At 57.7% G+C, this 14,636-nt stretch carries 14 protein-coding genes; 3 read left to right on the forward strand and 11 right to left on the reverse strand.

All coding sequences use genetic code 11. The annotated features are described in order from the left end of the window. Positions 1 to 360 (reverse strand): transposase (locus JRJ26_06785; protein ID MBW2057185.1); only part of this gene is annotated, 360 nt, incomplete at its 3' end. A gap of 617 nt (positions 361 to 977) precedes the next feature. Here JRJ26_06785 and JRJ26_06790 point away from each other — a divergent pair. From JRJ26_06790 to JRJ26_06800, 3 genes are all read left to right on the forward strand, one after another. Beyond that, positions 978 to 2,012 (forward strand): zinc-binding dehydrogenase, encoded by a 1,035-nt coding sequence (locus JRJ26_06790; protein MBW2057186.1) that lies wholly within the window; start codon positions 978 to 980, stop codon positions 2,010 to 2,012. Positions 2,013 to 2,179: 167 nt separating this feature from the next. Further along, positions 2,180 to 2,626, forward strand: a complete 447-nt coding sequence (locus JRJ26_06795; GenBank protein ID MBW2057187.1) for an RpiB/LacA/LacB family sugar-phosphate isomerase — start codon at positions 2,180 to 2,182, stop codon at positions 2,624 to 2,626. Positions 2,627 to 2,700: 74 nt separating this feature from the next. Beyond that, positions 2,701 to 4,287 (forward strand): hypothetical protein, encoded by a 1,587-nt coding sequence (locus tag JRJ26_06800; protein MBW2057188.1) that lies wholly within the window; start codon positions 2,701 to 2,703, stop codon positions 4,285 to 4,287. A gap of 90 nt (positions 4,288 to 4,377) precedes the next feature. Here the strand turns inward: JRJ26_06800 and JRJ26_06805 are convergent, their stop codons facing one another. The 10 genes from JRJ26_06805 to JRJ26_06850 form a co-directional block, all read right to left on the reverse strand. Next, positions 4,378 to 5,229: a carbohydrate ABC transporter permease gene (locus JRJ26_06805; GenBank protein MBW2057189.1), complete on the reverse strand. Its 852-nt coding sequence runs from the start codon at positions 5,227 to 5,229 to the stop codon at positions 4,378 to 4,380. Positions 5,230 to 5,304: 75 nt separating this feature from the next. After that, positions 5,305 to 6,264 carry a sugar ABC transporter permease gene (locus tag JRJ26_06810; GenBank protein MBW2057190.1) on the reverse strand — a complete coding sequence of 320 codons (960 nt, stop codon included), beginning with the start codon at positions 6,262 to 6,264 and terminating at the stop codon, positions 5,305 to 5,307. Between the two features lie 64 nt (positions 6,265 to 6,328). Continuing rightward, complete coding sequence (locus tag JRJ26_06815) at positions 6,329 to 7,879, reverse strand: extracellular solute-binding protein (GenBank protein ID MBW2057191.1); 1,551 nt, start codon at positions 7,877 to 7,879, stop codon at positions 6,329 to 6,331. Between the two features lie 122 nt (positions 7,880 to 8,001). After that, the gene (locus JRJ26_06820; GenBank protein MBW2057192.1) at positions 8,002 to 9,111 is read right to left on the reverse strand and encodes an ABC transporter ATP-binding protein; all 1,110 of its coding nucleotides are present in this window, start codon (positions 9,109 to 9,111) and stop codon (positions 8,002 to 8,004) included. A 48-nt stretch (positions 9,112 to 9,159) separates the two neighbouring features. Continuing rightward, the gene (locus JRJ26_06825) at positions 9,160 to 9,984 is read right to left on the reverse strand and encodes an IclR family transcriptional regulator (GenBank protein ID MBW2057193.1); all 825 of its coding nucleotides are present in this window, start codon (positions 9,982 to 9,984) and stop codon (positions 9,160 to 9,162) included. Positions 9,985 to 10,224: 240 nt separating this feature from the next. Further along, positions 10,225 to 11,346, reverse strand: a complete 1,122-nt coding sequence (locus tag JRJ26_06830; GenBank protein MBW2057194.1) for an ABC transporter ATP-binding protein — start codon at positions 11,344 to 11,346, stop codon at positions 10,225 to 10,227. Next, positions 11,339 to 12,451, reverse strand: a complete 1,113-nt coding sequence (locus JRJ26_06835) for an ABC transporter ATP-binding protein (protein MBW2057195.1) — start codon at positions 12,449 to 12,451, stop codon at positions 11,339 to 11,341. The genes JRJ26_06830 and JRJ26_06835 overlap by 8 nt, the downstream gene beginning before the upstream one ends. 4 nt (positions 12,452 to 12,455) lie before the next feature. After that, positions 12,456 to 12,752, reverse strand: a complete 297-nt coding sequence (locus tag JRJ26_06840) for a hypothetical protein (GenBank protein MBW2057196.1) — start codon at positions 12,750 to 12,752, stop codon at positions 12,456 to 12,458. Beyond that, positions 12,749 to 13,579: a carbohydrate ABC transporter permease gene (locus tag JRJ26_06845; GenBank protein MBW2057197.1), complete on the reverse strand. Its 831-nt coding sequence runs from the start codon at positions 13,577 to 13,579 to the stop codon at positions 12,749 to 12,751. The genes JRJ26_06840 and JRJ26_06845 overlap by 4 nt, the downstream gene beginning before the upstream one ends. After that, on the reverse strand, positions 13,579 to 14,556 hold the full coding sequence (locus tag JRJ26_06850) for a sugar ABC transporter permease (protein MBW2057198.1): 978 nt from the start codon (positions 14,554 to 14,556) through the stop codon (positions 13,579 to 13,581). The genes JRJ26_06845 and JRJ26_06850 overlap by 1 nt, the downstream gene beginning before the upstream one ends. Positions 14,557 to 14,636 lie beyond the last annotated feature (80 nt).

The following is a 14,636-nucleotide window of genomic DNA, read 5'->3' on the forward strand; positions in this document are numbered from 1 at the left end:
TCCCGTACTACCATCCCTCACCAAGGCTAAATTCTCCATCTTCCTCGCATACGGCTTATCAATATCAGAAATATCCAGGGCTATCACCGCATCGGGATTTACCCTGCCCGCACCATCGGCCAATAAGTTTCCGTTTATCTGCCCCGTGAGATCGTGCTTGCCGATATTCCTCGATAACCTTCCCTCGGTCTTAATCAAAGGAATCTGTTCGTTTAAGCTCCTTGAGATGCTGGAGAGCTTCACATCCTTGCTTGCCTGAATCCCATAAAGCATCTGAACCATAAACTTCCTTCCAGGCTTCTGAAAGCCACAAGAGATCTTATGGGCAAATTTTGATTTTTCCAGCAATTTTGCTATCATTGTCCATGGGTTCCTCCTTGCGGTCCTGAGAGTTTCCTCAAAATTCTCCCTCGAAACTCTTCTACCATAGGAGGAACCCCCATTTCCACTTCTTCATATCAGCTTCCCCTTGCCTCCCAATAACTTACCTCACTACCCTCCAAAATTCTGGGGAAAGTCCTGTGATTCGTCCCATTGACACCAAAAGGGCGGGGTGATAGGTTGGAAACGGTGGGGGTCGCCCCAAGCGGGAATCCGAGTGGAGACTTTTCGGGGCCGAGCATGACTGGAGCGTTGTGTGGAGAAAAGACCCCGGGGTGCGTCGTCTGGTCACTCAATCTCAAACTTGGACAGCGAATGACCCCTCGTTCATGCCTCCCTGCATAGTTTTCCTGCCGGCAACGGTAAGATTCCTACTCCTCGGCTTGGGTCGTTTCAACAATGCCCTGTTTGAAAAGGTCCGGGCCGGCGGTATCTCGAAGCTTCCGGATGCCGTGAAAGGCTGAAAGGGGGATACCGGTCGTGGTCCCCCTTGTGGAGAGAGGCACCGACGGTAACAGGAGCGGATTTTTCGGGTCGAGACCCCGGGGCCGGGGGCCTGCAAGTGAAAGAACGAACGTGACGGGAGGAAAGGATTGATGAAGGCATTGGTCAAGTATGCAAGGGGCGAGGGAAACATGGAGATTCGCGAGGTTCCGGAACCCTCTCCGGATGCGAATCAGGTCAAGATCGAGGTCAAGGGAGCCGGCATCTGCGGCTCGGACCTCCACATATACCACGACGAGATAGACATTCCCATAAGGACCCCTGTGGTTGTGGGCCATGAGTTCTGCGGGGTGATCGTAGAGGTCGGATCAGGCGTCTCCGACTGGCACGTGGGCGACAGGGTGACAGGTGAGACGGCTTTCTCGGTGTGCGAGCGGTGTGAGTACTGCCGCACCGGAAACTACAACCTCTGCACCGAACGGAAGGGGATAGGCTTCTGGTTCAACGGGGCCTTTACCAAGTACGTCGTTATCCCGGACAAGAGGCTCCACAGACTCCCGGACAACGTGGATTTTGTCTCCGGTGCACTCTGTGAGCCCCTCTCTGTGGTGATCCACGGGGCCATCGAACTCTCCCGCATCGACCCGGGAGACACGGTTCTGGTTTCGGGAATGGGTGCTATCGGGCTACTGGCCGCCCAGGTTGCAAGGTCAGAAGGGGCGAGGGTGATCATTTCCGGAACCTCGCAGGATGCGAAGCGCTTCGATCTGGCCAGGTCTCTCGGGTTCGAGGAGTGCGTGAACGTGGAACAGGAGGATCTGACGGGAATTCTGGAGACGGCTACCCGCGGCAGAGGAGTGGACGTGGTGCTTGAGTGTTCCGGGGCTCCTGAGGCTGCCAGAGTCGGGCTGGAGGTGATCAAGAAGCAGGGTGTTTACGCACAGATCGGCCTTTTCGGAATGCCCTTCGAGATCAATTTCGAGAAGATAGCATACAAGGAGCTCCGGGTGAGCGGATGTTTCAGCCAGCGGTGGACGGCCTGGGAGAGGTCTCTCAAACTGCTGGAAAGGGGCGTCGTGAAGACCAGACCTCTGGTGACCGATATCCTGCCAATCGAGAGGTGGGAGGAGGGGTACCGCAAGTTTGAGACCAAGGAGAGCACAAAGGTCGTGCTGATACCTCAGTAGTCCGACCGTGGAGGCCGGACCGATGGGGAAATAGGACTGTACGGACCTTCCCTGCACCGGCGGCCGACCCTTACGCTGCCCCCTTTGTAGGCGGGGTTCCTGTGGCGGAGAGAGCGATTTTCATGGTATAGATATTCAGATCCAAACCGAGAAGAGGAGGATCCCATATGAAGACCATAGCCATCGGATGCGACCCCAACGCTGCTGAACTCAAGGAGGTGATAAAGAAACACCTCAACGATCTCGGCTACGAGTGGGAGGACTACGGAAGCGAGGATCCCATTTACGCAAACGTCGCGATCAGGGTCGCTGAAGCAGTGGCATCGGGAAAACACGATCGTGCCATTCTCATCTGCGGCACCGGGATCGGCATGTGCATCGCGGCGAACAAGGTGCCGGGAGCCTATGCCGCCCTCTGCGCCAATGCATACTCGACAGAGCGGTCCAGAAAGAGCAACAACGCCAACATCATGACCCTCGGCTCCCAGGTGACCGGGGTTGAGCTTGCCAAGAGCCTGGTCACGATCTGGATGAATTCGGAATATACCCCGGGAGGAAGGTCAGAGCCGAAGATCCAGAGGATATACGAATACGCCAGGGAGCACCAGAAGTAGCAGAGGCGGCAAACAGCGGGGAAGGGCGATAATCCTGGGCCTTCGGACCGGGGGGACCCGCAAGGAGGGAGAGAATGAAGGGGAAGAAGATCTACCTCATCTCAAACGGGGATTTTCGTGATTCCGTGGGCGAGGTCTGCTGGCCGAAACAGGAGGAGACGCTGGAGGCGGTCAGCCAGGCCTTCGCCAGACTCGGCCGGGAGACCGAGGTTCTCCCCGGGTATGATGCCGGACGCAAACACGGATTCCTGACAAGACAGTACGAGGGGGCTCGTGTGTTCTCGAATATCGACCCGACCGCTCCCGTGGCGGTGGTGCTCAGCTCCTGGGCCTATGCCCACCACGTGGCGGGCAGCCTCCAGACCCACAAGGGCCCGATCCTCCTCGTGGCCAACTTCGACGGTACCTGGCCGGGTCTCGTCTCACTCCTGAACCACGCCGCCACCCTGGAGAGGCTCTGGGTGAAACATTCGCGCCTGTGGAGCGAGACCTTTACGGACGACCCGGTCTTCATGGAGCGGCTCTCTGCGTGGTGCGACAGCGGGGTGATTCAGTACGATTCGTCACACCTCGTGGAGGCTCAAAGGCTCAGATTGTCCCCGGAGGCTCAGAGCCTCGGCGAAAGACTCGCTCGGGATATCATCCGCAACAAGCGGATCATGGGACAGCTCGACCCGGGGTGCATGGGGATGCTTAATGCCGTCATGAATCCCGCCAAACTGGGAGCCATGGGTACGCCCATCGAGTTGCTGAACCAGTCGGACCTGGTTGCGGAGATGTCTCTCGTATCGGATGAGGAAGCCCAGAACCATTTGAATTGGCTCGTCGGGAAGGGGGTTTGGTTCGACTGGGGTACGGACTACCGGGATCATCTCGTCCACAGTCAGGTATTGACCCAGATGAAGATGTACTCCGCGGCAGCACGGATCTACCAGCGCTACGGGCTCAGTGCCATAGGCATCCCCTACCAGTATGGTCTCGTCCGTTCGGTGCCCGCCTCGGATCTCGTTGAGGGGATGCTGAACAACTCAGACCGTCCCGACGTGGTCGATCCTGAGACGGGTGGAGTGGTCTGCCAGGGCAAGCCCATAGTCCATTTCAACGAAGGAGACATTGGGTCGGGTGTCCCGCAGGTACTCATGCACGACATCTACCAGCTGAAGGGCATGCCGCCTGAGACCACTCTCCACGACATCCGTTGGGGCCGGCAGTACGAGGGCAGGTTTGTCTGGGTCCTCGAGATTTCCGGTGGTGCACCGCCCGCTCATTTCGGCGGCTGGAACAGAGTGAAGGTCTATCGCCAACCGAAGATGTACTTTCCCCTCGGCGGCGGGACCTGCTCAGGCGTCTCGAAACCAGGGAAGATCACCTGGGCGCGCTTCTACGAGCGCTTCGGCGAAATCGGCATGGACTGCGGAACAGGGGAAGTCCTGGAACTGCCGGAACAAGAAGTCAGGGATCGCCTGGAAAAGACCACGGCCGAGTGGCCCATTGCAAACGTGCACATTCCCGGCTACGGGCGGGACCAGTGCATGGCCTCCCATATGTCGAACCATATAACCATCGGGTATGGAGAAATCCTCGAAGAGCTGGTCGCAACCTGCCTCCATCTCGGCATACCTACCAGGGTGGCCGGAGACGTCAAAGCCACACTCCAGTGAGGTTCACGCACTGCCCCCTTTGCGTTGTTTCCTCTTTGCCCGGCCCTATGAGGTGAGACCCCGGAGGCGGGCGGGCCTCTCTGTCCCTTCTCAGCCCTTCAGGGCTCCGAAGGTCAGCCCCCGCACTATGAAACGCTGGACAGAGAGAGCCAGGACGACCGGAGGGAGGACTGCCACCAGACCGCGCACCGATGTGATCCAGAACTGAACCCCCTGGACATTTCCCGTACCGGCGATCTGGAGGGGAATCGTCACAGCCCGCTGGTAGGCCAGACTCAAGGCAAAGAGGTATTCGTTCCAGGTAAAGGCAAAGACGAGGATCCCCGCCGCTACAAGACCGGAACCGGCCAGTGGGAGAGCCACCTTGTAGAAGATGGCAAAGCTGCTGCATCCCTCGACACGGGCCGCCTCATCCAACTCGGGCGGGATCTCCCTGAAGATGTCGCGCATGATGAGCACAACGAAAGGGAGGTTGATAGTCGTATTGACCAGGATGAGGGCGAGTTGGGAGTCCACCAGCCTGGCAGCCTTGAACATGAGCAGGAAGGGGATGACGAGAACCACGGGAGGCAGCATTCTCTGGGAGAGGAAAAAGATCAGTATATTCTTGTTGCTCCACCTCCGGAAACGATACCTGGCCAGACTGAACCCGGCCATGCTCCCCAGGAACAGGGTGAGCAGAGAGGTCGTCACGGCAATTGAGAGGCTGTTCTTGAGCCCCTTTGAAAGCTCCGGCCAGCGCCTGCCGATCTCCTGTTTCCAGTTCTCCAGGGTGGGTTGATAGTCAACAAAGGGAATGAGCTTCGTCCCCAGCGTGTCCTTGGGATGCTTGAAGGAGGTCACAATCACCCAGTAAAAGGGAAAAACGGCCCAGATGCTCAAGAGGATCAGAACCGCATAGACAAGGATGGATGTCGGCCTGCTCGATCTACCACTGTACATATTCGCCCCCTTTGCTCTCCTCTCCGGCGAAACAGGAGGTTCTGTCCGCCCTCTCGGTCGAAGGTCGATCTCTCCTCATTCGTAGACCTCGGTGAACCGGCTGATCCTGAAGAGGAGCGAAAAGAGAATCAGGATCGCAAGGAGAAAGAGAAAAGCCAGAGCCGCCCCTCGGCCCAGGGTGAAGTGCTTGAGAGCCGTCTTGTATGTAAAAATCGAATAACTCTCAGTTGCCAAGCCCGGCCCTCCGTATGTGAGGGCATAGGGCACGTCGAAGAGTTTCAAGGCTTCTATGAGGCGCAACATCAGCGCGGTCAGAAAGGCCGGGCGGAGAAATGGGAAGGTCACACGGCGAAAAACCTCCAAATCGGAGTTCGTGTCGAGATAGGCCGCCTCGGCCAGATCCTCGGGTACCAGCTGGAGACCCGCCAGAATGACCAGAAAACAGAACGGGGTCCATTCCCATATGTCGAGCAGGATGATCGTGAAGGGGGCCACCTTGGGGTCGGCTGTCCAGGCCACAGGCCCCATACCAAAGAGGGAGAGAAAACTGTTGAGGGGGCCGGTCTCGAAGACCAGGGTAAAGGCTAGAAACCCCAGGGCCACGGGGGGTGTGAAAAGCGGCAGCAGGAATACCAGCCTGAAAAACCGCTTTCCCTTGATCTCGCGGTTGACCAGGATGGCCATGATCAGGCCCAGCCCGAGCTCCACGCTTACTGCCACGGCGACAAAAATCGCGGTGAACCGGACCGAGGCCCAGAACTTGTAATCTCGAAAAACCCTAGAGTAGTTCGAGAGACCGGCAAAGGAGGTGGTCACCCCGGCCCCCTTGTGGAGAAAGCTGATATACAGGGCGTAGAAGAGTGGATAGATGACCATTCCCACGATCCAGACAATGGCCGGAGCCAGGAGCAGGACCTTTATGTGTCTCTCCCTTGTCTGACTCGGTATCTGACGAAGGATGAAGAGGATAACCAGCAGGCCGATAAAGACCACGATCCACCGTGAAACCGGAAACCCGAGTATGAGATATTCCATCCTTGCCCCTCAAGGGGGATGAGGGAGGAGAACCCGTCCTTCCCCCTCATCCACCCGGACACTGCTACTTCGTGTAGCCTACGTCTTCCCTGAAGTACCTGAGCTGCTCGGATCTTCCCAGTTGATCCGTGATGTCCTCCCAGTCCTGAGCACAGCGATCGAGGGCCTTTTTGGGGCTGAGCTGCCCGGTGATGGCTGCCTGTAACTGTTCATCCAGGGCATCCACGTACTGGAAGGTACCGGGGATTCTCAGGTTGGGCAGCCAGACCTTGCCCATGAAGTAGTTCTCGTAGAAGGCTTTCTCGTACTCAATCGCATCGTTGCGGTTCCAGCCGGACTCGACCCAACTGTCGACCGTCGCCTGGCCTCCGTGGTCCTTGAAGAACTCGGTGTAGGTTCCCATGTTGATCCCCGTGAACCCATGGGTAACGTTCCAGAAATGGACATCACTCCGGGCATGGAAGGCGGCCAGGTGATAGACGGCCTCCGGATGCTTGGTCTGCTTGAAAATAAAGATGCTCCAGGAGGGCCCGATCGTGTTGACAACGAAATTCGGTTTGTCCATCTTCACCCACTTCTTGGTGGCGGCGTTCCAGACCTCCTTGGTCCCCGGAAGGATGCTGCAGCCTATCTTCCCCTTTACCTTGGACCGTTCCTCTTCCTGGACCAGGGCGCCGTGGTCGCCATAGCCGTAGTTGAAGATGGCATTGCCTGCCAGAAAATCCCCCCACATCTCGCCCAGTCCCCAGCCTGCCTGGGCAGGGGAACCGGCCTTGTACAGGCGAACGGCCATCTCCATGGCCCGCACATAGCCGGGCTCGTTGATCAGCGGCCTCATATCCTCGGGGTCGAACCAGTAGGCGTTGCTCGCGTCGGTCACACGACCCTCCTCGGCTCCTGGAACTATCATATAGGCCGAGGCGAGGGAGAAGAAGTGCCACATGGCCTGCTCCCCCTTCTTCCAGGACTGGGAGATCCCGTGGTCCGGCTTGCCGTCGCCGTTCCAATCCTTGCCGTTGAAAAACTCCGCAACATCGGCCAGTTCCTCCCAGGTTCGGGGAGGCACATGGTAGGCGTATCCCTTCTCTTTCTTGAAGGCCTCCTGCCATTTCGGATCGGTAAGAATGTCTTTTCGATAGATCAGGGTATGGCAGTCGTAGTCGTTGGAGGCAAGATAGCGAACCCCTTTCCAGAAGTGGATCGAGCGCTGGGGCTCTACCACATCATCGGGATTCCATTTGGGGAATCGGGGGTCGTTCATCCATTTCTCGATGGGAACCAGAAAATCGCCCTTGACCAGATCCCCCATCAACCAGACCGGGCCGTCAAAGCCGTCGAATCCCCCTGCTCCCGTGTAGAGGTCGGTCATGATCTTTTCACGGATCTGAGCGATGGGAACCTCGATAATATTGAGCTTGGCACCGGTCATCTCCTCCCACTGGGGCCGCCACTGGTAGAGTGCTCCAGAGATGGCTCCCCTTTGGCCCGCGGCCAGAACCCCGATGTTGATGGTGACGCCCTCAAAGGGTCTGTTGCCCGCCGCAACCGGTGTCGAGAGCACCAACGCCAGACAGAGGGCAAACAAGGCCAAGAATCCGAATCCAAATCTCTTCATAAGTCACCTCCCTGTTTTGGCTAGAAATACGATCGAGACACGATGCTCAGCCTTTCACCTCCTTTCTCGGCAATGCAGAGTACAAGGGCCGGAACCCTCGAGATACATCCTCACGGACAAGGTCAACCAGGCGACAGGATCGCCTTCTCCGTTGCAGGGTCGAAGAAGTGCATCTCTCCCATGTCGAACCAGACGTCGACGCGGTCATGGGGCCTGGGCCGCCTCTTGGCACTCACCACGGATACGAACCTGAACGAATCGGAGACGAGAAAGAGATAGACGTTCGTACCTGTGGGCTCGCAGACTTCGACCTCCGCCCTCAGATCCGGCCTCTGAGAGTCACGACCCGCCGGCGGGGAAGTGTAGACGTGTTCCGGCCGGATCCCCAGAACGACCTCCTTCCCCTTGTAAGGCATAAGTCCTTCCTCAAGGTCTGCCGGGCACTCGATGTCCAGGGACCCTCCCTGCAGGCGGAGTCCCGAGTCGCCCCCGGCCACCTTCAAAGGGATGAAATTGATCGAAGGACTCCCGATAAAACCGGCAACAAACATGTTGACGGGTCTTTCGAAAAGCTCGAATGGCTCGCCCGACTGCTGGAGCTCTCCGTCTTTCATGACTACGATCCGATCGGCCAGAGTCATGGCCTCCACCTGGTCGTGGGTCACATAGACGAAGGTCGTCTCGGTTCTCTCGTGGAGTTTCTCGAATTCGGCCCGCATCTGAACCCGCATCTTCGCGTCGAGGTTGCTCAGGGGTTCGTCAAAGAGGTAAACCCTCGGTTTCCTGGCAATGGCCCGGCCCACCGCCACCCGCTGCCGCTGGCCTCCCGACAGCTGACCGGGCTTTCTCCGGAGAAGATCCGCTATGCCCAACAGGTTTGCAGCCTCATGCACCCTCTTCTCTATCTCCTCCTTGGGGAACTTTCTCAGCCTGAGACCAAAGGCCATGTTTTCGTACACATTGAGATGGGGGAAGAGCGCATAGTTCTGAAAAACCATGCCCACGTCCCTGTCCTTCGGGCTCACCTCGTTGACCCGGGTATCATCGATGTAGACGTCACCCTCTGTGGGTGACTCCAACCCGGCGATGATGCGGAGAACCGTCGTTTTTCCACACCCCGAAGGTCCAACAAGCACCACAAACCCCCTGTCCTCTATTTCGAGGTTGAGGTCCTTTACCGCCGTCACTTCGTCAAAATTCTTTACCAGATTCTTCAGCAGAACTCTGGCCATCAAGCCCTCCTCCTCGCCCTCCGTTCTTCCACGGTCCGGCCGAATCGCTCAAACACCCTCAGGCCTGAGAGGCCCTGCAATCGATTCTCCGGGGTACCCCATCTTTTTCGAGGCCTCCAGTGCCGCACCCCTCACCTCGTCGATCAGGGTATCCATGCGGTCATCGGTCATGCTGAGCAGGGAACCGGTGATATTGATCGCGGCAATTACCCGGCCGTCATGGTTTAGGATCGGCGCGGCTATGCACCGGATACCGACTGCGTACTGCTGGTCGTCGATCGCAAACCCCTGGCGGGCGACATCCATCAGGATTCTTCGCAGCTCATCCGGGTCCGTCGGTGCATTGGGAGTATTTGCAGGGAAATCCTGCTCCCTGAGCAGCTTGCCCAGTTCTTTGTCATCGAGGGCTGCAGCCAGAACCATCCCGGCGGCACTCACATTGATGGGCAGTTGACTTCCGACCTCCGCGTACATGGCCAGAGGTTTCGGTCGTTTTACATGATCGATATACATCACCTTGCCCCCGTACAGCACGCCGAGTTGAACGAATTCATCGGTCTTCTCGGCCAGCTCTTCCATGGTTCTCCTGACTTCCTTTCTCAGGTCCAGCTTGGAGAGCTTTGAACTCGTCAGGTCGAGAAGCTTCAGGCCGAGCATCCAATGATCGATACCCCTGATCTGCTCCCGTTCGGCGTATCCGAGAGCCTCTAAGGTATTCAAAAGCCTGAAAACCGAGGTACGGGGGATCCCTGTCTGGCTGGATATCTTCTCGAGTGAGAGAGGAGCTTCCCTTGACAGCAACTCCAGGATCCTCATCCCCCGAATCAGAGGGGAAACGAGGCGGCTATCCGAGATCAATCCTGTCTGGATCATCTGTGCATTCCCGGACGATTTCCGATACCTGCACCCGGGTGCGGGGCTTCCCGCCCTTCCCAGGCCTCCTCTACCCTTCATCCTGGAGGATCGTGGAATATGGATTCCATATTCAAAAAAGCCAAAAAATGCAAGCCTGGCTTTTTTCAAAACCGGCTGAAGAGAGCCGTTTGGCGTTCAGATTCGGCCGTTTTCGAGCTAATTTGGCAAATTACTGAGAAGGATGCCCTCAGGCGGTCTTCAGGAAATCAGACCCGTGTTTTTCCCCGGCCGATCCACCGACAGCGCCGCCCCGAGTCGATGCCCATCCGGCCCGAACACCGTAACCCACTCGAGTGGACACTCGACCCATACCTCATCCTGTACCTGCCGGCCAAGCACAGGGTCGACTTTCACCTTCAGGAGCCGCTCGCCAAATTCGATGGAAAGCAGGTACTGGCCACCTACGACGATGAACTTGCGGGAGATCCTGCCACGGACCGACCTGGACGTCTGCTCCAGGCTGATCCTGACATGTTCAGGGCGGATACCAATGGTAACCCGACGTGCTCCGTCTGCTCCGTATATCTCCACCGGACCGGGGAAAAGCGGTGATGTCAATCGTTGGGAACCATCCGACGTCTCCACATCGTGATCGAAGAAGTTCATACCCGGATTGCCGAGAAACCACCCGCCGAACACGTCATTCGGCTGGTTGTAGAGTCTCCTCGGCGCATCGCACTGAACGATCCGGCCGTCTTTCATCAGGGCGATTTGATCGGCAAGCGTCATGGCCTCGGTCTGGTCGTGGGTTACGTAGATGACGGTCTGGTCCCTCTGTTTGGTCAACTCTTTGAGAGCCCGTTTGAGTTGAACCCTGGCTTCGACATCCACATTGGTGATCGGCTCGTCGAACAGGATAATCCTGGGCTGGCGTGCCACGGCACGGGCAACTGCGACCTTCTGGCGGGTTCCCATGTCCAACTGCGCCGTATCCTTGTCGATGCTCTCCTGCAGCCCCAAGATCTCGACGACCTCTTGGATACGCCTTTTTCGCTCTTCCCCGGACAACTTCTCCTCCATCAGGGGCAGCTCGATGTTACGATACACACTGATGCCGCGGTAGACGACGGGATACTGGAAGACCATTCCGATCCTCCGCTCACGAGGCGGAAGATCTGTAACTCTCTCATTGTCGAAATAGACCTCTCCCGCGGTCTGCCGCTCCAGGCCCGCGATCATTCGCATCATCGTCGTCTTGCCACACCCGGAAGGTCCCAGCAGACCCGTAACCGTGCCGCTGGGAAAGGTAATGGTCACGTCCCGGACAGCCACGACATCGTCGAATTCCTTGCGGAGGTCGACCAGACGAATTTCAGACATGACCTGCAGCCCCCTGCCCGATTCTTCGACCCGTTTCCGGAGAGAAAAGCACAACGGCCGAAGGCCGCACCCCTATCGCCAGCGTATCTCTGGCGATCAGATCATCCTTGGCATGGGGCACGACGGTCACCAGGGAGATCTCCTCTCCGTCCAGATAGACAATGACTTCGGCCCCCAAATCCTCCCGCAACACAACCCGGGCTTCACACCTCAAGAAGCCCGTCTCATCCAGCTCCAGTACGATGTCCTGCGGCCGGACAACCACGTCGACGTTATGCATCGCACCAAGCAAATCAGCGGATTCAACCGGGTGAACCGGGAATTCAAACAGCCTCGTCCGGCACCACACCCGCCCCGATCGGCTGTACAAATGACCCTCAAACCGGTTGGCATGGGGAAAACCCAGCAGTTCCATCGTCCGCACGTGCTGCGGTTCCAGGTAGACCCTCTCGATGGGTCCGGTTTCGACAATGCGGCCACCGTCCAGGATCGCAACATGATCGGCCAGCGCCAGTGTCTCCAGCGGATCAGAAGTCGTGTAGATAAATGTGGCCTGCAGCGACTCCTGCATCTCCTTCAGATCGTCAAAGAGCTGCTCGCGGAGCTTGAAGTCCAGTCCGGTCAGAGGATCGTCCAAGACGTAGATCTCGGTGCGCTTCACGATACCCCGCGCAAGGGCCACCCGCTGCTTCTCCCCACCGCTCAACTGGTCGGGGCGCTTGTCGAGAAGGGGCACGATTTGGAGCTGCTGCGCCACCTGCCGGACTGTCGGTTCGATGCGGCTCCTGGGGACTTTCATCAATGACAGGGGATAGGCGATATTCTCATGGACCCGGAAATGCGGGTACAGCGCAAAGGACTGCGGGACATATCCGATGTTCCGTTCTCCCGGGTCGGCGTCTCCTGCCTCGATTCCCCGGAGAAGGATCTGCCCTGTACTCGGTTTCTCGAGCCCTGTCAACAACCGGACCAGGACCGACTTCCCGCAGGCAGGGGGACCGTAGATCACCATGAAGGTACCGGCCTCTACGGTCAGATTCACGCCCTGGAGAACCGGTACCCGGCCGTACATCTTGGTAACTTCGCGCAGCTCAACCGCAATCACAGACTCACCGCCGTCCGAGATTGACCAGATAGGGCGCTAGGATGATACCCAGGGCAAATACCGCAGCAACTATCGCCAACCCTGTGCCCAGAAGCCTCATCGATTGCCTGAAGTTGGCGGTCGGCGGGACATTGCCGAAGACAATCTGGACAAAGGTGGAGGCTGCCAGCAGCACGAATCCCACCTGGTAGAGGGCCTTGCTAAGCTGTTGGGTGATCAGCACGAAACTCAAGAGCAGCAGGGCCACCAGAATCGCCTGCATGGCCGAGGCAAACGGTCGTCTTCCAATACCCTGCATCATACCTCCCCCCTCACGGTCCCGAAGGTCATGCCGACCAGGAGATACTTCTGGAAGAAGTAGATGGCCAGAACCGGCGGCACCAGATACACCGAGGCCAGAGAAGCCACAAAGGTCCAATCAACCCCTCCCTGGGCCAGGGAGCCGGTCACCAGGCTTACAGGGATCATGGTCGTCCGCCTTCCGCCGATGATGAAGTTGAACAGAAACTCGTTCCAAACGAAGATCAGGTTGAAGATGAAGGCCGCAATCAGTCCAGGCCGGACCTGGGGCAATACGACCCGAAACAGGACGTGGAGTCTCGATCCGCCGTTGACAAGCCCGGTCTCGTCGTAGCGGGGGGAGACGCCGTCAACAAAGCCCTTCAGAATCCAGACGGAAAATGGAATGCTGAACATGGCATAGAAGAGCATGACTCCCCAGAACGTGTCTTTCCACCCAAAAGCAGTGTACATCAGGAAGATCGGAACCACAACCGCGGCAGCCGGCACCATACGTATGGAAAGCAGTATGAACATCAGGAAGTTGGTACCCCGGGGCTTGAAACGGGAAAAGCTGTAAGCGGCCAGGAAAGAAACAATGATCGCGATGATCACAGCCGAAGCCGATATCAGAAAACTGTTCCGCAGGGAGGGGATGAAGTCGTACCGCGACACCAGATCCGCAAAATTGGCCAGGGTCGGCCTGAAGATCCACTTGGGGGGTATGGCCAGCACGTCGCTTTTCGTCTTGAAGGCCGCCAGAATAATCCACAGGACAGGCAAGAAAAAGACAATCGACACGAGCCAGAGCACGACATGGTATATCCTTTGACGCCAGCCCCTCTGCATCAGACCTCTCCTCTCTGTCTACGGAGGTTCAGGATATAGAGATAGATCGAGGTGAAGGCGATCGCTATCAGCAATGTAACGACCGCCAGTGCCGATGACCAGCCCATGGTAAACCCTTCGAACGCCTTACGGAACAGCATCACCCCCACCACCTCGGTGGTGTTCCCCGGACCTCCCCGGGTGAGCTGGTAGATCAGGTCCATGACCTTGAAGGAGTCGATGGTCCGCAACAAGACACCCAGTATGAGAATGAACTTGGCGTGGGGCAGCACGACATACCAGATGCGTTTCGGCCAGGGGAGTCGGTCCACCTCGGCCGCCTCCAGTTCGGCCTTCGGAACCGAACCGAGAGCCGCCAGGGTGATCAGGATCATGAAAGGCGTCCACATCCAGACGTCGACAAGCAGCACAGAGGCAAGGGCCCAGGCTTTGTCGCCCAGGAAGTCTATCTTCACACCGAAGATCGAGCTTATCAGATAGTTGGCCACCCCGAAAGTCGGTTCGTAGATCAAACGGTAGAAAGTACCTGTTGCCGCCGGAGTCAGAATCATCGGTGAGAACAGCAGTGTCAGCGCAAGCCGGCGCCCCGGGAGCCGGGTGCTCCCCCAGAACAGGAAACCAAGCAGCATCCCGAGCACCGTTTCAATCCCGACGGCAAAGATGACAAAGACAAAGGTCTTGCTCAGAGCAAGCCAGACGGAGAAACTATTGTAGAGATCGACGAAGTTGTCAAAACCGATGAATCTCGGCGGGCTGCCGGTAACGAGGGAGAAGTTGTAGAAGCTCATCCCCACCATCCAGAGCAGGGGGATGATGTTCCAAATGAGAAAAAAGAGGAGCACGGGCAAGAGCAACATCAGGGGAAAGTAACGTGAGTTGTCGATCCACTGGATACGCAGGGTTCTCAGCCGCGCTCCGATGCCCCTTCGAGGTTGCACTCCTTCCGCCGCGCCCGCTCCTTGTTCCAGCCGGTCCATTCCCATATCGGTCGCCTCACAACCAGCAGACTCAATAACCGGCGGGCAGGCGGGCCGTCCCTGCCCACCGGCACTTCACT

Source organism: Deltaproteobacteria bacterium (assembly GCA_019308905.1).
Lineage (GTDB): Bacteria > Desulfobacterota > BSN033 > WVXP01 > WVXP01 > JAFDHF01.

Coding starts and splice junctions, on each gene's coding strand:
- JRJ26_06810 (MBW2057190.1), bottom strand. CDS start 6,264: ATGGAATATCTCATACTCGGGTTTCCGGTTTCACGGTGGATCGTGGTC.
- JRJ26_06800 (MBW2057188.1), top strand. CDS start 2,701: ATGAAGGGGAAGAAGATCTACCTCATCTCAAACGGGGATTTTCGTGAT.
- JRJ26_06805 (MBW2057189.1), bottom strand. CDS start 5,229: ATGTACAGTGGTAGATCGAGCAGGCCGACATCCATCCTTGTCTATGCG.
- JRJ26_06845 (MBW2057197.1), bottom strand. CDS start 13,579: ATGCAGAGGGGCTGGCGTCAAAGGATATACCATGTCGTGCTCTGGCTC.
- JRJ26_06830 (MBW2057194.1), bottom strand. CDS start 11,346: ATGTCTGAAATTCGTCTGGTCGACCTCCGCAAGGAATTCGACGATGTC.
- JRJ26_06840 (MBW2057196.1), bottom strand. CDS start 12,752: ATGATGCAGGGTATTGGAAGACGACCGTTTGCCTCGGCCATGCAGGCG.
- JRJ26_06815 (MBW2057191.1), bottom strand. CDS start 7,879: ATGAAGAGATTTGGATTCGGATTCTTGGCCTTGTTTGCCCTCTGTCTG.
- JRJ26_06820 (MBW2057192.1), bottom strand. CDS start 9,111: ATGGCCAGAGTTCTGCTGAAGAATCTGGTAAAGAATTTTGACGAAGTG.
- JRJ26_06850 (MBW2057198.1), bottom strand. CDS start 14,556: ATGGACCGGCTGGAACAAGGAGCGGGCGCGGCGGAAGGAGTGCAACCT.
- JRJ26_06790 (MBW2057186.1), top strand. CDS start 978: ATGAAGGCATTGGTCAAGTATGCAAGGGGCGAGGGAAACATGGAGATT.
- JRJ26_06825 (MBW2057193.1), bottom strand. CDS start 9,984: ATGATCCAGACAGGATTGATCTCGGATAGCCGCCTCGTTTCCCCTCTG.
- JRJ26_06795 (MBW2057187.1), top strand. CDS start 2,180: ATGAAGACCATAGCCATCGGATGCGACCCCAACGCTGCTGAACTCAAG.